This is a genomic window from Micromonospora sp. MP36, assembly GCF_008119785.1.
In the GTDB taxonomy this organism is placed as follows: Bacteria; Actinomycetota; Actinomycetes; order Mycobacteriales; family Micromonosporaceae; genus Micromonospora.
The window spans coordinates 12,357-30,151 of sequence record NZ_VSFA01000064.1; the positions used below are offsets into that span (position 1 = coordinate 12,357).

Here is a 17,795-nt window from a genome sequence, read left to right on the forward strand (position 1 = left end):
GGTGAATCGTACACACGCTGGACCCCTTGTTGTCCACCCGTGTTCAGCGTTTTCCGTGCGGTGGGACGGCGCGGCGAAAATCGTCCCTCTCCCGCCCTCGGCTCTCAGCCGGGCATGACAGTCTTGATACGCACCAGCCGCGACGACCAAGCTGTGGAGGACCGGTGGCCCAGCCGACCACGCCCGACGCCCCGACCCCGACCGAGGCCGTGCCGGGCGCGCCGCCCCCGGCGATCACCACCCCGGCCCAGGACGCCACCTTGCTGGAGCGGGCGCTGTTCGAGATCAAGCGGGTCATCGTCGGCCAGGACCGGATGGTCGAGCGGATGTTCGTGGCCCTGCTCGCCCGAGGGCACTGCCTGCTGGAGGGGGTGCCCGGCGTGGCCAAGACCCTCGCCGTGGAGACCCTGGCCAAGGTGGTCGGCGGATCGTTCGCCCGGGTGCAGTTCACCCCGGACCTCGTGCCGGCCGACATCATGGGCACCCGGATCTACCGGCAGTCCAGCGAGAAGTTCGACGTCGAGTTGGGCCCGGTGTTCGTGAACTTCCTGCTCGCCGACGAGATCAACCGAGCCCCGGCGAAGGTGCAGTCGGCGCTGCTGGAGGTGATGAGCGAGCGCCAGGTGTCCATCGGCGGGGAGACCCATCGGGTGCCCGACCCGTTCCTGGTGATGGCGACCCAGAACCCGATCGAGCAGGAGGGGGTCTACCCGCTGCCGGAGGCGCAGCGGGACCGCTTCCTCATGAAGATCGTGGTTGGTTATCCGACCGACGCCGAGGAGCGGGAGATCGTCTACCGGATGGGCGTGGCCCCGCCCGAGCCGGCCCGGGTCTTCGACACCCCGGATCTGATCGCCCTGCAGCGCAAGGCCGACCAGGTCTTCGTGCACAACGCCCTGGTCGACTACGCGGTCCGGCTGGTGCTCGCCACCCGCGCCCCCGCCGAGCACGGCATGCCGGACGTCGCGCAGCTGATCCAGTACGGCGCCAGCCCGCGCGCCTCGCTCGGCCTGGTGCGGGCCACCCGGGCGTTGGCGCTGCTGCGCGGCCGGGACTACGCGCTGCCCCAGGACGTGCAGGACATCGCCCCGGACATCCTGCGGCACCGGCTGGTGCTCAGCTACGACGCGCTCGCCGACGACGTGCCGGCCGACCACATCGTGCACCGGGTGATGTCGACCATCCCGCTGCCGGCGGTCGCGCCCCGGCAGCAGGCCACGCCGTCGCCACCGGCCGCGCCGCCCGGTGCCGGCTGGCCCGGGCAGCGGCCGTGACGCCACCCACCCGGCTGCCGGCCACCGGCGACCGCTCCGGGGCCGTCCTCGCCCGGTTGCAGCTGATGGTCACCCGCAAGCTCGACGGGTTGCTCCAGGGCGACTACGCCGGGCTGCTGCCCGGGCCGGGCAGTGAGGCGGGGGAGTCCCGCGAGTACCGCCCCGGCGACGACGTACGCCGGATGGACTGGCCGGTCACCGCGCGGACCACGACGCCGCACGTGCGGCGTACGGTGGCCGACCGGGAGCTGGAGACCTGGCTGGCGGTGGACCTCTCGGCCAGCCTGGACTTCGGCACCGGGCAGTGGCTCAAGCGGGATGTGGTGGTGGCCGCCGCGGCCGCCCTGGTCCACCTGACCGTCCGCGGCGGCAACCGGATCGGCGCGGTGGTCGGCACCGGGAGTGCGGTGCCCGCGCCCACCGGCCGGTGGCGGGGCGGCCCGCCGGCCGGCGGCCCGGGCACGCTGCTGCGGCTGCCGGCGCGGGCCGGCCGCAAGGAGGCGCAGGGGATGCTCCGGGCCATCGCCGGGACGGAGATCCGGCCGGGGCGCAGCGACCTCGGCGCGCTGGTCGACATGCTCAACCGGCCGCCCCGGCGGCGGGGGGTGGCGGTGGTCATCTCCGACTTCCTCGCACCGCCGCAGCAGTGGGGCCGGCCGCTCCGTAAGCTGCGGGTCCGGCACGACGTGCTGGCGATCGAGGTGGTCGACCCGCGCGAGCTGGAGCTGCCCGACGTGGGGGTGCTGCCGGTGGTCGACCCGGAGACGGGGGAGCTGCACGAGGTGCAGACCGCCGACCCGGGCCTGCGCCGCCGGTACGCCGACGCGGCCACCGCCCAGCGCGCGGCCGTCGCCGCCGAGCTGCGCGCCGCCGGCGCGGCCCACCTGCGACTGCGTACCGACCGAGACTGGCTGCTGGACATGGTGCGGTTCGTGGCCGCGCAGCGGCACGCCCGGACCCGAGGGACGACCCGATGATCCGTTTTCTGCAACCGTGGTGGCTGCTGGCCGTGCTGCCGGTGCTCGCCCTGGCCGCCGCGTACGTTTGGCGGCAGCTGCACCGCCGGGCGTACGCGATGCGGTTCACCAACGTCGACCTGCTGCGTACCCTCGCGCCCAAGGGGCTGGGCTGGCGGCGGCACGTGGCGGCCACCGCGTTCCTGCTCTGCCTGCTGGTGCTGTCCACCGCGCTGGCCCGGCCGGCGATCGACACCCGGGAGCCGCTGGAGCGGGCCACCGTGATGCTGGCCATCGACGTGTCGCTGTCGATGCAGGCCGACGACGTGGCGCCGAACCGCCTCGAAGCCGCCCAGGAGGCGGCCAAGCAGTTCGTCGGGGAGCTGCCGGAGACCTACAACCTCGGGCTGGTCTCCTTCGCCAAGTCGGCGAACGTGCTGGTCCCGCCGACCAAGGACCGGGCCGCCGTGACCACCGCCATCGACGGGCTGGTGCTGGCCGAGGCGACCGCCACCGGCGAGGCCGTCTTCACCTGCCTGGAGGCGATCCGCTCGGTGCCCGCCGATGGCACGGCCGGCATCCCGCCGGCCCGGATCGTGCTCCTCTCCGACGGCTACCGCACCTCGGGGCGGTCGGTGGAGGAGGCGGCTGCGGCGGCGCAGGCGGCCAACGTGCCGGTGTCCACCATCGCGTTCGGCACCGACTCGGGCCAGGTCGACATCGGCGGGCAGTTGCAGCGGGTGCCGGTGGACCGGGCGGCGCTGTCCCAGCTCGCGGAGACCACCCAGGGCTACTTCTACGAGGCCGCCTCGGTGAGCGAGTTGAAGCGGGTCTACCAGGACATGGGCAGCTCGATCGGGTTCCGGACCGAGCCGCGGGAGATCACCCAGTGGTACGCGGGGATCGCGCTGCTGCTCGCCCTCTGCGCGGGTGCGCTGAGCCTGCTCTGGTCGTCCCGCCTGGTCTGAGGCGGGACGGCCGGCGGGGCGGGCGCTGGGGCCGGCCGGGGTTGTGCCCCGGTCGGCGGTCAGCGACCGCCGGCGAGGACGAAGAGGACGGCCACCCAGAGAGCGGCGAGGGTGAAGCCCAGCGGGGCGACGTAACGGCTCATGGGACTGCTCCGTGGCGACGGGACGGTCCGGGCGGCGCGGGCCGGGACCGCGGGGATGGATCAGGACGTACGCACACGAAGTCGTGACCGGGTTGCTCCGCCACCGGCGGGCCGCGCACCAGGATCGCCCGGCCGGCGGCCGAGGAGGCGGGCGGTGCACCGAGGCGGGAAGCGGGTCAGCTACGCCGACTGAGTCGCGGCTCAGCGGGGCTGACGGTCGGCCCGGCCACGACTGGAAGGATCGCCATCTCGCACGGCGATCACCTCCTCCGGTCGGCGGGGCACGAAGGTCACGGGCGATCCCGCCCGCAAACGGGGATCATCGTACACCCGGCGCGCCGGCACCCCGTACTCGGCCGACCGGTCCGCCCGCGCCGTCCGGCCGACCGCGCCAGCGACGGCTCCCGATCGGGAGCGCACCAGTACCGCCAGGACCAGCGCGAGCAGCGGCAGCCAGCACAGCCGCGCCGCCAGCCAGCCGGGACCGTCGGGCGGGGTGTGCAGCCCGGGCTGCGGGCCGGCGAACCGGGCGGTCAGCGCGCTGACCCCGACCAGGACCGGCTGGTGGCAGAGGTAGACGCGCATGGCGTGCCGGTTCACCCCGCGGACCAGGCGGGCCGGCGCGGGCCGGTCGCCCAGCCGGCGCAGGGCCGGTCCGGCCAGCAGCCCGGCGCCGACCTGCGCCACGGCCAGGGCGATGGCGAACAGCGAGGGCGGGCTCAGGTTCGACCGGCCGGCACCGGGCACCCCGACCGCGCTGGCCGGGTAGCCCAGGGCGAGCAGTGCGGCCAGCGCGACGGCCCCGACGGCGACCAGCGCCACGGCCGGGCGACGCCCGGCGAGCCGTCCCTCGGCGTGCGCCAGCCCGAGCAGGTAGGGCACCGACCACGCGGCGAGGACGGCGACCGGCAGCAGCCAGGGGCGCGCCGCCGGCAGGCGTACGGCGAGGTCCGTCCCGGCGACTACGGCGACGGCGGGCAGCACGCAGCGCACCGGTCCCCAGCGTCGTACGGCGGCGCGCAGCGGCGCGGTGAGCGCGGAGAGGGCGACCAGGGGCAGCAGGAACCACAGCGGGCTGGCGGTCAGCGTCACCGCGACGCTGAGGATGTCGTCCCGGGTGCCCAGCACGATGGCGACCAGCAGCCCGGCGGCGCCCAGGCCGAGCAGCGCCAGGGCGGGCAGCACCAGGCGGCCCAGCCGACGGAGCAGCCACCGCGCGGGGTGGCCGGGAAAGCCGGCCAGCGAGTGGGCGGCGGCGTGACCGGCGGTGAAGAAGAAGAGGCCGAGCGTCTGGAACAGCCAGCTGGCCGGGGCCAGCGCCGGCATGGTGGCCAGCGGGCTGATCTGGTGCACGGTTCCGTCGGGTGTCAGCACCAGGGCGGTGACCAGCCAGTGGCCCAGCACCACGCCGCCGATGGCGTACGCCCGCAGCGCGTCCACGGCGCGATCCCTCATCGCGCGACCCCCGCCCGGGCCTCGCCGCCCAGCACCACCGCGGCGACCGCCGGCAGCGTCGCCGTGCCGGGCACCAGGTAGCCGTCGTGCCCGGCGACGCCGTCGACCGGCAGCGGCCGGGCGCCGAAGGCGGGGTCGCCGGGGCGGGTGCCGTGTCCCAGGCCGGGCAGCCGTACCTGCGGCACCCGGCGGATCCAGTCGGTCGGCGCCTCGGCCGCCCACACCCGGACGCCGCCGAGCTGACCGGCCCGGTCCACGCCGGTGCCGATGCCGCCGAGGGTCACCAGATCGGTGACCTGCGCCGGGGCGCGCCGTGCGGCCCGCCCGGCCACCAGCGCCCCGTAGCTGTGCCCGATCAGGGTGACCGCCGCGTCGGGCCGGTGGGCGGCCAGGGTGCGCAGCGTGCCGAGCAGCGCCGTCGCGCCCCGGTCGGCGCTGGCGGGCCCGGCCGCGGTGAGGATCCCGTCCGGCGCGTCGTAGCCCAGCCAGGCCAGCACCGCCACCCGGGCCGCCGGGTTGTCCGCCCGCAGCTCCCGGTACAGGTCGCGGGCCTGGCGGGCCGGGGCGCGCCGGGCCACCCCGCCGAGGCCGCGGTCGAAGTCCCGCAGCGTGCTGCCCACCCCTAGCACCAGCACCGCGATCCGGTCGGCGGTGGCCAGGTCGCCCAGCACCTCCACGGCGAGGCCGTCGCCGCGCGGGTCGAAGGCCAGGAACTGCCGGCCGTCCGCGGCCCACCGGTCGTACGGCGGGCCGCCCGCGCGAAGCTGTGCGGCCACCGCCGGGTACGCCTCGACGTACGCCGCCGGCGCGACCGGACCGGGCCGGTCCGGTGCCAGCAGGCCGAGTCCGAGCAGCGCGGTCGCCGCCGCCCGGGCGGGTCGGGTCCAGTGCATTCTCGTGCTCCCTCCGGAAGTGGTCCGGCGGAAGCGTGCGGTGCGGGCGGGTCGGAGATCGTCACCCTGCGGACTGGTTCCCGGCGTGCTACCGGGGAGCTACTCGCCGGCGGCCACCAGACCCGTCTCGTAGGCCAGCACGACGGCCTGGGCGCGGTCGCGGAGCTGGAGCTTGGCCAGGATCCGCCCGACATGCGTCTTCACGGTCTGCTCGGCGACCACGAGGTCCGCGGCGATCTCCGTGTTGGAGCGGCCCCGGGCGATCAGCCGGAGCACGTCGGTCTCCCGGGGGGTCAGCGCGGCCAGGTCGGTCGGGCGGGGCCGGCGCCGGCCGGGGCGGGCGGCGAACTCGGCGATCAGCCGCCGGGTCACCGACGGGGCGAGCAGCGCGTCGCCGGCCGCCACCACCCGGACGGCGTGCACCAGGTCGGCGGCGGGGGCGTCCTTGAGCAGGAAGCCGCTCGCCCCGGCGCGCAGCGCCTCGTAGACGTAGTCGTCCAGGTCGAAGGTGGTCAGGATGAGCACCCGGGGGCGGTCGGTCCGGCGGTCGCCGAGCAGTTGGCGGGTGGCGGCGAGCCCGTCCAGCACCGGCATCCGCACGTCCATCAGCACCACGTCCGGGTCCAGCCGGCGGGACGCCTCGACCGCCGCTGCGCCGTCCGCGGCGTCCCCGACGACGAGCAGGTCCGGCTGGGCGGCCAGCAGCGCGCCGAAGCCCTGCCGGACCATCGCCTGATCGTCCGCGATCAGCACCCGGATCATCCGCCTGCACCCTCCGTGTCGTACGGCAACTCCGCGACGACGGTGTAGCCGCCGCCGGGGACCGGCCCGGCGGCGAACGTACCGCCCAGCGCGAGGGCCCGTTCCCGCATCCCGGTCAGCCCGTGTCCGGCGCCCCGCTCGGCCACCGTCGGCCCGCCGGTGCCGGCGGTGTTCTCCACTCGTACGGCCAGGGCGTGCGGGCCGGGACGGACGGTGACCCGCACCGCGGCGCCGGCGGCGTGCCGGGCGGCGTTCGCCAGCCCCTCCTGCACGATCCGGTACGCGGCCAGCCCGACCGGCGTCGGCGTCCTGGCGGCGGGTGCCGGGCTGTCCAGGGTGACCGCGAGGCCGGCCCGCCGGGCGGCCTCCACCATGGCCGGCAGGTCCGTCAGGCCGGGCTGGGGCGCGGTCTCCGGGCCTGCTGTCTCGCTGCGCAGCACACCCAGCAGGCGGCGCATGTCGGTCAACGCCTCCCGGGCCGAACCGGCGACGGCGGCGAACTCGGCCCGGGCCGGCTCCGGCAGGTCGCCGAGGCGGTAGGGCGCGGTCTCCGCCTGCACGGCGATCATCGACATGTGGTGGGCCACCACGTCGTGCATCTCGCGGGCGATCCGGGTGCGCTCCTCCAGCACCGCCCGGCGCTCCTTCTCCCGCTCGCTGAGTTCGGTCTGCTCGGCCAGGGCGCGGCGGCCGGCGCGGTTGCCGCGGACTAGGTCGCCGAGCACCAGCAGGGCCACGACCAGCACCACCACGCCGGCCCGGTGGCTGGGCCGGACCAGGTCGAGGACCGGCACCATGGTGATCAGGCCGACCCAGACCAGCACCGGCCGGTCCACCCGGGCCGCCACCACCGCGAGCACGAGCAGCGACCCGAGCACCAGGACCGGGTTCCACGGCCACGCCTGGCCGGGCGGCGCGTTGAAGGTGCAGGTGAGCAGGGCCACGATGGTGAGCCGCCAGGCGAGCAGCGGACGCCGGGGCAGCGCGAGCAGCGGTGCGACGGTCAGCGCCGCGAACAGGATCGCCACCACCCCGGGCAGCCGTCGGTCGGTCTCCCAGGCCAGGGTGGCGGCGAACAGACCGACCACGGCGAGCAGGCCGGCGGGGCGTGCGTACCGGGCCAGCCGGGGCCAGCGCTGCACCGGCAGCCGGGCGGGCGGGAAGTCCGGCCCCGCGACGGTCCGCCGCAGCGCCTGCCAGGCGGCCCGGACAGGGTGCTTCTCCATCAGCGGCAGCGTACGGGTAGCCCCCGTCACCGTCGTCCCACCAGGGGGTGAGCCACCGCGTCGTACCCCGGTGTGACCTGGCCGCGTTAGCGCTTACCTGCCGGTAACCCCTAGGCTCGCCAGCGATTGGGAGATCAGCTGAGCAGAGGGGGAACCGTGGCCCGTACCGTGCTGGTGACCGGCGGAAACCGGGGGATCGGCCTGGCCATCGCGCAGGCCTTCGCCAAGCAGGGCGACCGGGTGGCGGTGACCTACCGCAGCGGCGACGCTCCCGCCGGCCTGTTCGGCGTGAAGTGCGACGTCACCGACGCCGAGTCCGTCGACGCCGCGTTCGCCGCCGTCGAGGCCGAGCTCGGCCCGGTCGAGGTGCTGGTCGCCAACGCCGGCATCACCGACGACACCCTGATCATGCGGATGTCCGAGGAGCAGTTCACCCGGGTGCTCGACACGAACCTGACCGGCGCGTTCCGCTGCGCCAAGCGGGCCTCGACCAAGATGCTCCGGGCCAAGTGGGGTCGGATGATCTTCATCTCCTCGGTGGTCGGCCTCTCCGGCGGTGCCGGCCAGGTCAACTACGCGGCCAGCAAGGCGGGCCTGGTCGGCGTGGCCCGTTCGATCACCCGCGAGCTGGGCAGCCGCAACATCACCGCGAACGTGGTGGCGCCCGGCTTCATCGACACCGACATGACCGCCGTGCTGCCCGAGGAGCGCAAGGCGGAGATCCACAAGTCGATCCCAGCCGGCCGGATGGCCAGCCCGGAGGAGGTGGCCGGGGTCGTCACCTGGCTCGCCTCGGACGCGGCCGCGTACGTCACCGGCGCCGTCATCCCGGTCGACGGCGGCCTGGGCATGGGTCACTGAGCAGAGCACGGAGGAATTGCGCAATGTCCGGACTTCTGGCCGGTAAGCGGCTGCTGGTCACCGGCGTCATCACCGACGCCTCGATCGCCTTCTCGGTGGCGAAGCTCGCCCAGGAGAACGGCGCCCAGGTCGTGCTCACCGGCTACGGCCGGCTCTCCCTGGTCGAGCGGATCGCCAAGCGGCTGCCCGAGCCGGCGCCGGTGATCGAGTTGGACGTGACCAACGCCGAGCACCTGGCCGGCCTCGCGGACAAGGTGCGCGAGCACGTCGACGGCCTCGACGGGGTGGTGCACTCGATCGGCTTCGCCCCGCAGAGCTGCCTCGGCGGCGGGTTCCTCGACGCGCCGTGGGAGGACGTGGCCACCGCGATGCACGTCTCGACCTACTCGTACAAGTCCCTGGCCATGGCGGCGCTGCCGCTGATGTCGGCGGGCGGCGCGGTGGTCGGCCTCACCTTCGACGCCACCAAGGCGTGGCCGGTGTACGACTGGATGGGCGTGGCCAAGGCCGGGCTGGAGTCCGCCTCCCGCTACCTGGCGCTGCACCTGGGCAAGCGGGGCATCCGCAGCAACCTGGTCGCCGCCGGCCCGCTGCGCACCATCGCCGCCAAGTCGATCCCCGGCTTCGAGCAGTTCGAGGAGGCCTGGGCCGAGCGGGCCCCGCTGGGCTGGAACCTCACCGACCAGGAGCCGGCCGCCCGGGCCTGCCTGGCGCTGCTGTCGGACTGGTTCCCCGCCACCACCGGTGAGATCGTCCACGTCGACGGCGGCTACCACGCGCTCGGCGCCTGAGCCGCGAGGCGGGGCCCCTGTTTGACGTTCCGGCGGAGGAGGGGGCCCTGCCAACGCCCCGACCCGGGGTGGTCGCGGGGCCGTCACGGCCGTCGGGGGAGAATGGGCGCATGGCGTACGACGCGTTGGTGCTGGTCTCCTTCGGCGGCCCGGAGCGGCCCGAGGACGTGCTGCCCTTCCTGCAGAACGTCACCCGGGGGCGGGGCGTGCCGCCGGAGCGGCTCGCCGAGGTCGCCGAGCACTACCTGCACTTCGGCGGGGTGTCCCCGATCAACCAGCAGTGCCGGGACCTGCTCGCGGCGATCCGCGCGGACTTCGCCGCCAACGGCGTCGACCTGCCGGTCTACTGGGGCAACCGGAACTGGGACCCGATGCTCGCCGACACCGTGGCGCGGATGCGCGACGACGGGATCAAGCGGGCCCTCGCCTTCGTCACCAGCGCGTACGGCGGCTACTCGTCGTGCCGCCAGTACCAGGAGGACATCGTCGCCGCCCGCGCCGCGGTCGGCCCGGACGCCCCGCTGATCGAGAAGCTGCGCCAGTTCTGGGACCACCCCGGCTTCGTCGAGCCGCACGCCGACGCGGTACGCGTGGCGCTGGCCCAGCTCGACCCGGCGAAGCGGGAGACCACCCGGCTGGTGTTCACCGCGCACTCCATCCCGGTCTCGGCGGCCGCCACCGCCGGCCCGCATGGCGGCCGGTACACCGCCCAGCTCGAGGAGACGGCCCGGCTGGTGCACGCCGCCGCCGCGCCGGACCTGCCGTACGACCTGGTCTGGCAGAGCCGCTCCGGGCCGCCGCAGGTGCCGTGGCTGGAGCCGGACATCAACGACCACCTGGCCGCCCTCGCCGAGCAGGGCGTGACCGGCGTGGTGGTCAGCCCGATCGGGTTCGTCTCCGACCACCTGGAGGTGGTCTGGGACCTGGACACCGAGGCGCTGGAGACGGCCAAGCAGCTCGGCCTGGACTTCGTCCGCGCCGCCACCCCGGGCACCGACCCGCGCTTCGTGGCGATGGTCCGCGAGCTGGTCGGAGAACGCACCGCCCCGGCCGGCGAGCGGCCCGTCCGGCGCCTCGGCGAGCTGCCCATGTGGGGCACCTGCCCGGCGCTGTGCTGCGTGCCCCCGGCCCGCCGGCCCTGAGCCCGACCGACCTCCGACACCCCTGGGGACGACAGATGCATGACCGCAAGCCGGTGCAGAGCTGGCTCACTGACATGGACGGCGTGCTGGTGCACGAGGGCCAGCCGGTGCCCGGTGCGCCCGAGTTCATCAAGAAGCTGCGCGCCTCCGGCAAGCCGTTCCTGGTGCTGACCAACAACTCGATCTACACCCCGCGCGACCTGCAGGCCCGGCTGGCCCGGATGGGGCTCGACGTGCCGGAGGAGGCGATCTGGTCGTCCGCGCTGGCCACCGCCCAGTTCCTGGCCGACCAGCGGCCGGGCGGCACCGCGTACGCGATCGGTGAGGCCGGGCTGACCACGGCCCTGCACGCGGTTGGCTACGTGCTCAGCGACTTCGCCCCCGACTACGTGGTGCTCGGGGAGACCCGCACCTACAGCTTCGAGGCGATCACCAAGGCGATCCGGCTGATCAACGACGGGGCGCGGTTCATCTGCACCAATCCGGACGCGACCGGCCCGTCCGTCGAGGGCGCGCTGCCGGCCGCCGGCTCGGTGGCCGCGATGATCTCCAAGGCGACCGGGGTGGAGCCGTACTTCGTCGGCAAGCCCAACCCGATGATGATGCGCTCGGCGTTGAACACCATCGACGCGCACTCGGAGAGCACCGCGATGATCGGCGACCGGATGGACACCGACGTCCTCTGCGGCCTGGAGGCGGGGCTGGAGACGATCCTGGTGCTCACCGGGATCAGCTCGCGGGCCGAGGCGGAACGCTACCCGTACCGGCCGTCCCGGATCGTCGACTCGGTCGCCGACCTGATCGACGAGGTCTGACCGGCAGCGGGCCCGGCCGGCCCGCGGCCCGCGGTCAGGGGCGCAGCGGGGCGTTGCAGGCGGCCACCAGCGCCTGCCGGCAGGCGGTGGTCAGCGGGCGCAGCGCCGCGTCCCGCTGCTGCGCCTCGTAGGTGTTCACCGCCCCGCCCGGGGCGCTCTCCCCGGCGAGGGCCAGCACCCGGTCCAGCACCGCGGCACGGGCGAAGAGTCGGCGGGCCCGCGGGTCGAACCCGGGCGGCAGGTCGGTCGCGCCGTCGGGGCGGCGCAGCGCCGCGAGGGCGCCGGCCAGCTCCGGCCGCCACTGGGCCACGTCGAGCCGGGTGAGCGCGGCGGTCGTCTCGGCGAGCGCGACCGCCAGCTCGGCCTCGGCCTCGGCCGCGCCGGGCACCGCGAGGGACGCCTTCGGCGCGTCCGCCGGCAGCGGGTACACCCGCCACAGCACCGTCTCCCAGGTCATCCCGGATCCGGAGGTGTGGCTGCGCACCTCCGGGACCAGCCCGAGCCCGCTGGCCACCACCGCCTCGCCGGCGAGCAGCGCCGCGCCGGCGAAGTCGCCGGGACCGGGCAGCCCGCGCGGGTCGCCCGGGGCGGGCAGCACCAGCCGGATCTCGTCCGGGGAGAGCTTCGCCAGGCTGGGCAGCGCCTCCCGCAGGGACACGTCGGTCCAGGTGCCGGGGGCGTCGGCGACCAGGTGCTCCTCGTCGCCGGCGATCGCGTCGGCGACCTCGTCGAACGGCACCAGGCCGGCCCGCCAGGCGCGTACCCAGGCAACGAACCGGCTCGACCGGCGCGGAGCCAGGGTGGCCGCGCCCGTTGCGGGGGAGGACATGCCGAAAGGGTACGTGTTCCCCGCCGCCCCTGTCTCGACTGCCGCTCCGGTGGCGTGACCTGCCCCCAACTGCCCGCTTCGCCCGGTTCTTCGCCGGCGCCGGCCGTCGCGGAGCGGTCGGGGCGGCGCGTCGGCGGGCGGCGCGCCGGGCCGGCGATTAGCGTGATCGACATGGCGGGGCGATACGGCGAGGACGTGCTGGCGGGGGACTGGCGGCGGCGGAAGGTCACCCCGGAGGTGGACGCCGAACCGGACCTGGTCGTCGAGGACGCCGACTCCGGGTTCTGCGGTGCGGTGGTCGGCTTCGAGTCCGGCGCGGTGGTGCTGGAGGACCGGCACGGCCGGCGGCGCAACTTCCCGCTGCTCCCGGCCGCGTTCCTGCTCGACGGCCGGCCGGTCACCCTGCGCCGGCCGGTACGCGCTCCGGTGCCCGCCGCCCGCCGGCGGACCGCCTCCGGCTCGATCGCGGTCGACAACGTCCGGGCGCAGGTCGCCAAGGCCAGCCGGATCTGGGTCGAGGGCGTGCACGACGCCGCGCTGGTCGAGCGGATCTGGGGCGACGACCTGCGGATCGAGGGCGTGGTGGTGGAGCCGCTGGACGGCATCGACGCCCTGGCCGCCGAGGTGCGCGCCTTCGGCCCCGGCCCGGGTCGCCGGCTCGGCGTGCTCGTCGACCACCTCGTGCCGGGTTCCAAGGAGAGCCGGATCGTGGCGGCCGTGACCTCGCCGCACGTGCTGGTCACCGGCCACCCGTACGTGGACGTGTGGCAGGCGGTGAAGCCGAAGGCGCTGGGCATCCCCGCCTGGCCGGTGGTGCCACCGGGGCGGCCCTGGAAGGAGGGGGTCTGCGCGGCCCTCGGGGTGGCCGAGCCGGCGGACATGTGGCGGCACATCCTGTCCCGGGTGGACAGCTTCGCCGACGTGGAGACGCCCCTGATCAATGCCATGGAACGGTTGATCGACTTCGTCACGGAGCCCGGTTGAGCGGTCGCGTCCCGAGTCGGGCCGGATTACCGACACCTATTGACATTCGATAGGAAGCGGACCTCGCCTACCTGAGGTGGCCGCTGACTGCCGTCACGGTGTTCTGGGTGCTGTGCGTCCAGGTGGTGATCGTGGCCACCTGGAAGTTGCTCACCCTGGTCAGGAACGACCGCATCTTCAGCACCGCCTCGCTGGGGTGGGTCGACGCGATCGTGTGGGCCATCGCCGCCGCGTGGGTGGTGCTCGTGGGCGTGTTCCGCTACATCGGCTTCACCGTGGACGACCCTGGCCTACCGCTCCTGCTGTTCCTGATGGTCGTCGGCGTCGCCGCGCTGGGGCTCCTGATGGTGGTCATGCGCGCCCTGCTACGGCAGGCCACCACGCTGCGCACCGACATGGAAGCGGTGATCTGATGCCAGCCCGGCGACCTGCTCGAGTGGGTCGAGGACGAGCCATCGGGCGCACCCGGTGTCGGGGACTGACCACGCAGTAGGTAGCGATCCAGTGCCCGGACGGCCCGGGCCGGCCACCTCCGGCCGGGCGGCCCGGGGCCGGCTGTGGCGGGGTCAGGGTTCCTGGTCGGGGGTCCGGGTGAAGACGAAGGTGGCGATGTCGAGGGCGACCGGGTGCCCGGCGGAGTCCCGGATCACGGTGAGGATCTCACCGTCCTGCGAGCCGGAGCGGCCCCGCCAGCGGTCCGGGCCCTCGGCGGTGAACCGGAGGATCGGCCGACCCACCGGTCCGCCGACGAGGTCGCCGGACGGGTCGGGACGGAACTCGTACTCCAGACCCATCCACCACCAGCGGCCGGTCAGCTCGGCCAGTCCCGCCGCGGGCTCCGCGGCCGGGAGCCACGGGGTGGGCGGGGTCGGCTCGGCGTCCAGCACCAGGGTGAGCACCTCGCGGGCGAGGCCGACCACGTGGTGGCCGCGGCTGAGGCCGTACGCGTTGGCGAAGTCGACCACGGCGGCCCGGCCGGGCCGGTACACCGCGAGGCCGGCGACGTACCCGGGCATCGAGCCGCCGTGCCCCACGTACACCCGGTCGCCGACCCGGTAGAGCTCCAGGCCGAGGCCGTGCCCGCCGGTCCAGGAGTCCAGGTCGCTGATCACCACGGGCGCGCACATCTCGGTGAGGGTGGCCGGCGCGAGCACGTCCGGGGCCGGGTCGGCGAGGAACGCCGCCCACCGGCCCAGGTCCGCCACCGTCGACCAGAGCTGGCCGGCGGGGGCCATGGCGCCGGTGTCGGTGCGGGGCTCCTCGCGCAGGGTGTCGTGCCAGGGGTGGACCACGTAGCCCCGGGCGTACGGCTCGGTCGGGTGGTAGGTGGTGCGCCGCATGCCCAGCGGTTCGAGGATCCGCTCGCGGAGCAGGTCGGCCCACGGGGTACCGGTGATCCGCTCCAGCACCCCGCCGAGCAGCCCGTACGCCAGGTTGGAATAGTGGTAGACCCGGTGCGGCGGGTGCGCGATCTTCTCCGGCGTCAGCCCGGCGAGCAGGGTGGCCAGGTCGGCGCCCGCGGTCCGCTCCCACCACTGCCCGTCCGGCTCGCGCTGCAGCCCGCTGGCGTGCCCGAGCAGTTGGCGCAGGGTGAGCGCGCCCACCGGGGTGCCCGGCAGGTGCCGCTCCAGCGGGTCGTCCAGGGCCAGCCTGCCGGCATCGCGCTGCTGCATGACCAGCACGGCGGTCATGGTCTTGCTGATCGACCCGATCCGGTACTGCAGGTCCTCGTCGGGGCGGGGCTGCTCGCCGGCGACCGCGAGGTGGGCGAGCGCGCCGTCCCGGATCACCCCGAGGGCGAGGGAGGGTGCGCGCCCCTCGGCCTGGGCCCGCGCGACCAGCGCGTCCACCTGTCGGGCGGTCTCCGGCAGCAGAGCCATGGTGGGGTCCTCCTCGTCGCGGTTCGGCGGTGCCGAGCTTAGGAGATCATCTCGGGTCGTTGCCGCGTGCGTCGACGTGTCACGATCGTGGGGTGGACGCCGTGTTCTGGATCGTGTTGGGTGTGTTGCTGGCGGTCGCCGAGATCTTCACGACGACGCTGTTCCTGATCATGTTCGCGGCCGGGGCGTTCGCTGCCGCCGGCGCTGCCGCCCTCGGTGCCCCGGTCGCGCTCCAGGCGCTGGTCTTCGCCGTGGTCTCCGCGCTGTGCGTGGCGGTGGTCCGGCCGGTGATCCGGCGGCACGCCCGGCCGGCGCTGGAGAGCGGCGAGCAGCCGTTCGGCATCGAGGCGCTCGAGGGGGCCACGGCCCTGGTGCTGGAGCCGGTGACCGCCGAGCGGGGGCTTGTCAAGATCGACGGTGAGCTGTGGAGTGCCCGGGCGTACGACGCGACGCGGAGTTACGCCGCCGGTGAGCGGGTGCAGGTGATAAAGGTCCAGGGCGCCATCGCCCTGGTCTGGCAGGACGACATTTCCACCCCGGGCGGGTTGCCCGAAGCGAAAAGGTGAAGGGTATGGAGTTTGCCGCGATCGTGTTGATCGCTGTAGCGGTGATCGTCGTGGTGACGCTGGTGAAGGCGGTGCGGGTCGTGCCGCAGCAGCGCCAGGACGTGGTGGAGCGCCTGGGGAAGTACAAGCGGACCTTGAACCCGGGGCTGAACCTGTTGGTGCCGTACATCGACAAGGTGCGTACCAAGGTCGACATGCGGGAGCAGGTGGTCAGCTTCCCGCCGCAGCCGGTGATCACCTCGGACAACCTCGTCGTCTCGATCGACACCGTGCTCTACTTCAAGGTGGTCGACTCGGTCCGGGCCACCTACGAGATCTCCAACTTCCTCCAGGCCATCGAGCAGCTCACCGTCACCACGCTGCGCAACGTGATCGGTTCGCTGGACCTGGAGCGGGCGCTGACCAGCCGCGAGGAGATCAACCGGCACCTCTCCGGCGTGCTCGACGAGACCACCGGCCGGTGGGGCATCAAGGTCACCCGGGTCGAGATCAAGGCGATCGAGCCGCCGCCGAGCATCCGCGACTCGATGGAGAAGCAGATGCGCGCCGAGCGGGACCGCCGGGCCGCGATCCTCAACGCCGAGGGTCTCAAGCAGTCGCAGATCCTCACCGCCGAGGGCGAGAAGCAGGCCGCGGTGCTGCGCGCCGACGGTGACCGGCAGGCCCGGATCCTCCAGGCGGAGGGCCAGGCCAAGGCGATCCGTACCGTCTTCGACGCGATCCACCAGGCCAACCCGAGCCAGAAGGTGCTCGCCTACCAGTACCTCCAGGCGCTGCCGCAGATCGCCAACGGCTCGGCCAACAAGGTCTGGATCGTCCCGGCCGAGCTGACCAAGGCCCTGGAGGGGATGGGCGGCGCGCTGGGCGGGCTGGCCAACATGGTCGGTGACGTGCCGTCGCCGGAGGCCAGCAAGGGCGCCGGCGAGGTGGAGCGCGAGGCCGCCGAGGCCGCGCAGGCTGCCGCGACCGCCGCCCAGGAGATCCACAACGAGGTACGCGTCGCCGAGGCGCAGGCCACCGGCGGCAAGGGCCCGCAGGGGCTGCCGGCCCCCGAGCCGGTCTCCCCGGAGAGCCTGCTCAACGACCCGTCGGACCAGCGCGAACGGGGCTGATCCGGACGGCCGTCCGCCCCGGACGGCAAATGCGAGAAAGCCTCATGCGGCGCCCCGGTGCCTGCCACGATCGGTCTGAGGACGGGTGGTGAGCAGGACCGGGGCGCCGTACGCGTCCCGCGCCGCCCGTGGGCGGAGCGAGGTGAGGCATGAAGGATCCGGCGAACAGGCTGTTCTCCAAGGACCTCTTCTCCAAGGAGCTGTTCTCCAAGGACCAGTTCCCCGGCGCGCACGATCCCGCCGGACCGCTCGGCACCCGGCGTACCGGGGGCGGGTTCGGGGTGCTGCCGTTCGTCTCGGAGCCGGGGCCGGCCGCCCCGGCCACCAACGCGAGCTGGGCCTGGTCCGTACGCCGGTTCGCCCGCGCGGCGGTCTGGCTGCTGCCCGCGTACGCGATCCTCTACGGCCTGGTGGCGATGGCCAGCGATGGCGGGGTGGGCAACGATCCCTACCCGGCCGACGGCAACCCGCTCTACCTGGTGGGCTGGGTGGCCGCGGTATGGCTGGGGCTGCTCGCGCTGCTGGCCCTCACCGGCCTGCTGGCGGCCACCCGGTGCCGGCGGATCGCCGCGGCCGGGCTGCTGGTGAGCATCGCTGGCACGGTGCTGATGCTGCCCTTCGCCGGGATGGCCCAGGAGGCGCCCGTCTTCGGCACCACCGCGCGCACCCTCGTCCTGTTCGGTGCCACCTGCTACAGCGTGGGCTGGTTCCTCACCGGCTGGTCGGTCGCCCGGTCCGGGATGTTCTCCTACGGCGACGGGATCATGCTGATGATCGCCGCCCCGCTGCTCGGTCTGGCCGGCGCGCTGATCGGCTCGTTGCAGACCTTCGGTGCGATCTTCGCGCTGGTCTCGGGGATCGGCATCGGCTACCGCTCCGGCCGCCTGGTGCCCGCCGCCATCGCCCGCGACGCGCTCGCCGCCAGTGCCCTCGCCACCCCCACCGCCCCCACCAACCCCACCAGGCCCACCTGACGGCGGCCTGCCAGCGGCGACCATGAGGTGGCGGCGGTCCGGGAGATCCCCATCGCCGCCAACCTCGTGATCAACCAGGTGCCGGCGTGGCTGGGAGGTCGCCGTGAGGTAACTGACAGTTGCCTGGCGGGGTGGCCGGTTGGCGGTGTTTGCGGCAATCCTGG

General features: G+C 74.4%; 17 protein-coding genes and 1 pseudogene. 12 read left to right on the forward strand and 6 right to left on the reverse strand.

The window, feature by feature from the left end; translation table 11 throughout:
• The first annotated feature begins 164 nt into the window (after positions 1-164).
• The 3 genes from FXF52_RS28945 to FXF52_RS28955 are packed head-to-tail and all read left to right on the forward strand — an operon-like array spanning position 165 to position 3,198.
• Complete coding sequence (locus tag FXF52_RS28945; protein WP_148801501.1) at positions 165-1,274, forward strand: MoxR family ATPase; 1,110 nt, start codon at positions 165-167, stop codon at positions 1,272-1,274.
• Positions 1,253-2,251 carry a DUF58 domain-containing protein gene (locus FXF52_RS28950; RefSeq protein WP_187413769.1) on the forward strand — a complete coding sequence of 333 codons (999 nt, stop codon included), beginning with the start codon at positions 1,253-1,255 and terminating at the stop codon, positions 2,249-2,251. Before FXF52_RS28945 ends, FXF52_RS28950 begins: the two co-directional genes overlap by 22 nt.
• Entirely contained in the window at positions 2,248-3,198 is a 951-nt protein-coding gene (locus tag FXF52_RS28955; protein WP_148801503.1) for a VWA domain-containing protein, read from the forward strand. The genes FXF52_RS28950 and FXF52_RS28955 overlap by 4 nt, the downstream gene beginning before the upstream one ends.
• Positions 3,199-3,542: 344 nt before the next feature.
• On the opposite strand, the gene FXF52_RS28960 is transcribed toward FXF52_RS28955, so the two are convergent.
• The 4 genes from FXF52_RS28960 to FXF52_RS28975 all read right to left on the reverse strand — a co-directional run bounded on the left by FXF52_RS28960 (position 3,543) and on the right by FXF52_RS28975 (position 7,677).
• A complete protein-coding gene (locus tag FXF52_RS28960; protein ID WP_148801504.1) occupies positions 3,543-4,796 on the reverse strand; it encodes an acyltransferase in 1,254 nt (417 codons plus the stop codon).
• Positions 4,793-5,689 (reverse strand): alpha/beta hydrolase, encoded by an 897-nt coding sequence (locus tag FXF52_RS28965; RefSeq protein WP_148801505.1) that lies wholly within the window; start codon positions 5,687-5,689, stop codon positions 4,793-4,795. Before FXF52_RS28965 ends, FXF52_RS28960 begins: the two co-directional genes overlap by 4 nt.
• Before the next feature lie 99 nt (positions 5,690-5,788).
• Entirely contained in the window at positions 5,789-6,451 is a 663-nt protein-coding gene (locus tag FXF52_RS28970; protein ID WP_148801506.1) for a response regulator transcription factor, read from the reverse strand.
• Positions 6,448-7,677, reverse strand: coding sequence for a sensor histidine kinase (locus FXF52_RS28975; RefSeq protein ID WP_148801507.1), 1,230 nt, complete (start codon positions 7,675-7,677; stop codon positions 6,448-6,450). Before FXF52_RS28975 ends, FXF52_RS28970 begins: the two co-directional genes overlap by 4 nt.
• 156 nt (positions 7,678-7,833) lie before the next feature.
• On the opposite strand from FXF52_RS28975, the gene fabG reads away from it, so the two are divergent.
• The 4 genes from fabG to FXF52_RS28995 all read left to right on the forward strand — a co-directional run bounded on the left by fabG (position 7,834) and on the right by FXF52_RS28995 (position 11,286).
• Positions 7,834-8,538 (forward strand): beta-ketoacyl-ACP reductase, encoded by a 705-nt coding sequence (gene fabG, locus FXF52_RS28980; RefSeq protein WP_148801508.1) that lies wholly within the window; start codon positions 7,834-7,836, stop codon positions 8,536-8,538.
• A 23-nt stretch (positions 8,539-8,561) separates the two neighbouring features.
• The gene (fabI, locus tag FXF52_RS28985) at positions 8,562-9,329 is read left to right on the forward strand and encodes an enoyl-ACP reductase FabI (RefSeq protein WP_148801509.1); all 768 of its coding nucleotides are present in this window, start codon (positions 8,562-8,564) and stop codon (positions 9,327-9,329) included.
• A gap of 110 nt (positions 9,330-9,439) precedes the next feature.
• Complete coding sequence (locus tag FXF52_RS28990; protein WP_148801510.1) at positions 9,440-10,471, forward strand: ferrochelatase; 1,032 nt, start codon at positions 9,440-9,442, stop codon at positions 10,469-10,471.
• Positions 10,420-11,286, forward strand: a complete 867-nt coding sequence (locus tag FXF52_RS28995) for an HAD-IIA family hydrolase (protein ID WP_187413767.1) — start codon at positions 10,420-10,422, stop codon at positions 11,284-11,286. Before FXF52_RS28990 ends, FXF52_RS28995 begins: the two co-directional genes overlap by 52 nt.
• 34 nt (positions 11,287-11,320) lie before the next feature.
• Here the strand turns inward: FXF52_RS28995 and FXF52_RS29000 are convergent, their stop codons facing one another.
• Positions 11,321-12,115 carry a hypothetical protein gene (locus FXF52_RS29000; protein WP_148801512.1) on the reverse strand — a complete coding sequence of 265 codons (795 nt, stop codon included), beginning with the start codon at positions 12,113-12,115 and terminating at the stop codon, positions 11,321-11,323.
• 171 nt (positions 12,116-12,286) lie between these two features.
• On the opposite strand from FXF52_RS29000, the gene FXF52_RS29005 reads away from it, so the two are divergent.
• Both FXF52_RS29005 and FXF52_RS29010 read left to right on the forward strand, forming a co-directional pair.
• A complete protein-coding gene (locus FXF52_RS29005; RefSeq protein WP_148801513.1) occupies positions 12,287-13,099 on the forward strand; it encodes a DUF3097 domain-containing protein in 813 nt (270 codons plus the stop codon).
• A 71-nt stretch (positions 13,100-13,170) separates the two neighbouring features.
• Positions 13,171-13,512: a DUF2975 domain-containing protein gene (locus tag FXF52_RS29010; RefSeq protein WP_148801514.1), complete on the forward strand. Its 342-nt coding sequence runs from the start codon at positions 13,171-13,173 to the stop codon at positions 13,510-13,512.
• A gap of 153 nt (positions 13,513-13,665) precedes the next feature.
• Here FXF52_RS29010 and FXF52_RS29015 read toward each other — a convergent pair whose 3' ends face one another.
• Positions 13,666-14,979, reverse strand: coding sequence for a serine hydrolase (locus FXF52_RS29015; RefSeq protein WP_148801515.1), 1,314 nt, complete (start codon positions 14,977-14,979; stop codon positions 13,666-13,668).
• A gap of 92 nt (positions 14,980-15,071) precedes the next feature.
• Between FXF52_RS29015 and FXF52_RS29020 the strand changes: the two genes are divergently transcribed.
• The 3 genes and pseudogenes from FXF52_RS29020 to FXF52_RS29030 all read left to right on the forward strand — a co-directional run bounded on the left by FXF52_RS29020 (position 15,072) and on the right by FXF52_RS29030 (position 17,701).
• Positions 15,072-15,545 (forward strand): NfeD family protein, encoded by a 474-nt coding sequence (locus FXF52_RS29020; protein ID WP_148801516.1) that lies wholly within the window; start codon positions 15,072-15,074, stop codon positions 15,543-15,545.
• Positions 15,546-15,550: 5 nt separating this feature from the next.
• Positions 15,551-16,657, forward strand: a complete 1,107-nt coding sequence (locus FXF52_RS29025) for an SPFH domain-containing protein (protein ID WP_148801517.1) — start codon at positions 15,551-15,553, stop codon at positions 16,655-16,657.
• 149 nt (positions 16,658-16,806) lie between these two features.
• A pseudogene (locus FXF52_RS29030) lies at positions 16,807-17,701 on the forward strand (hypothetical protein).
• The last annotated feature ends 94 nt before the right edge of the window (positions 17,702-17,795 follow it).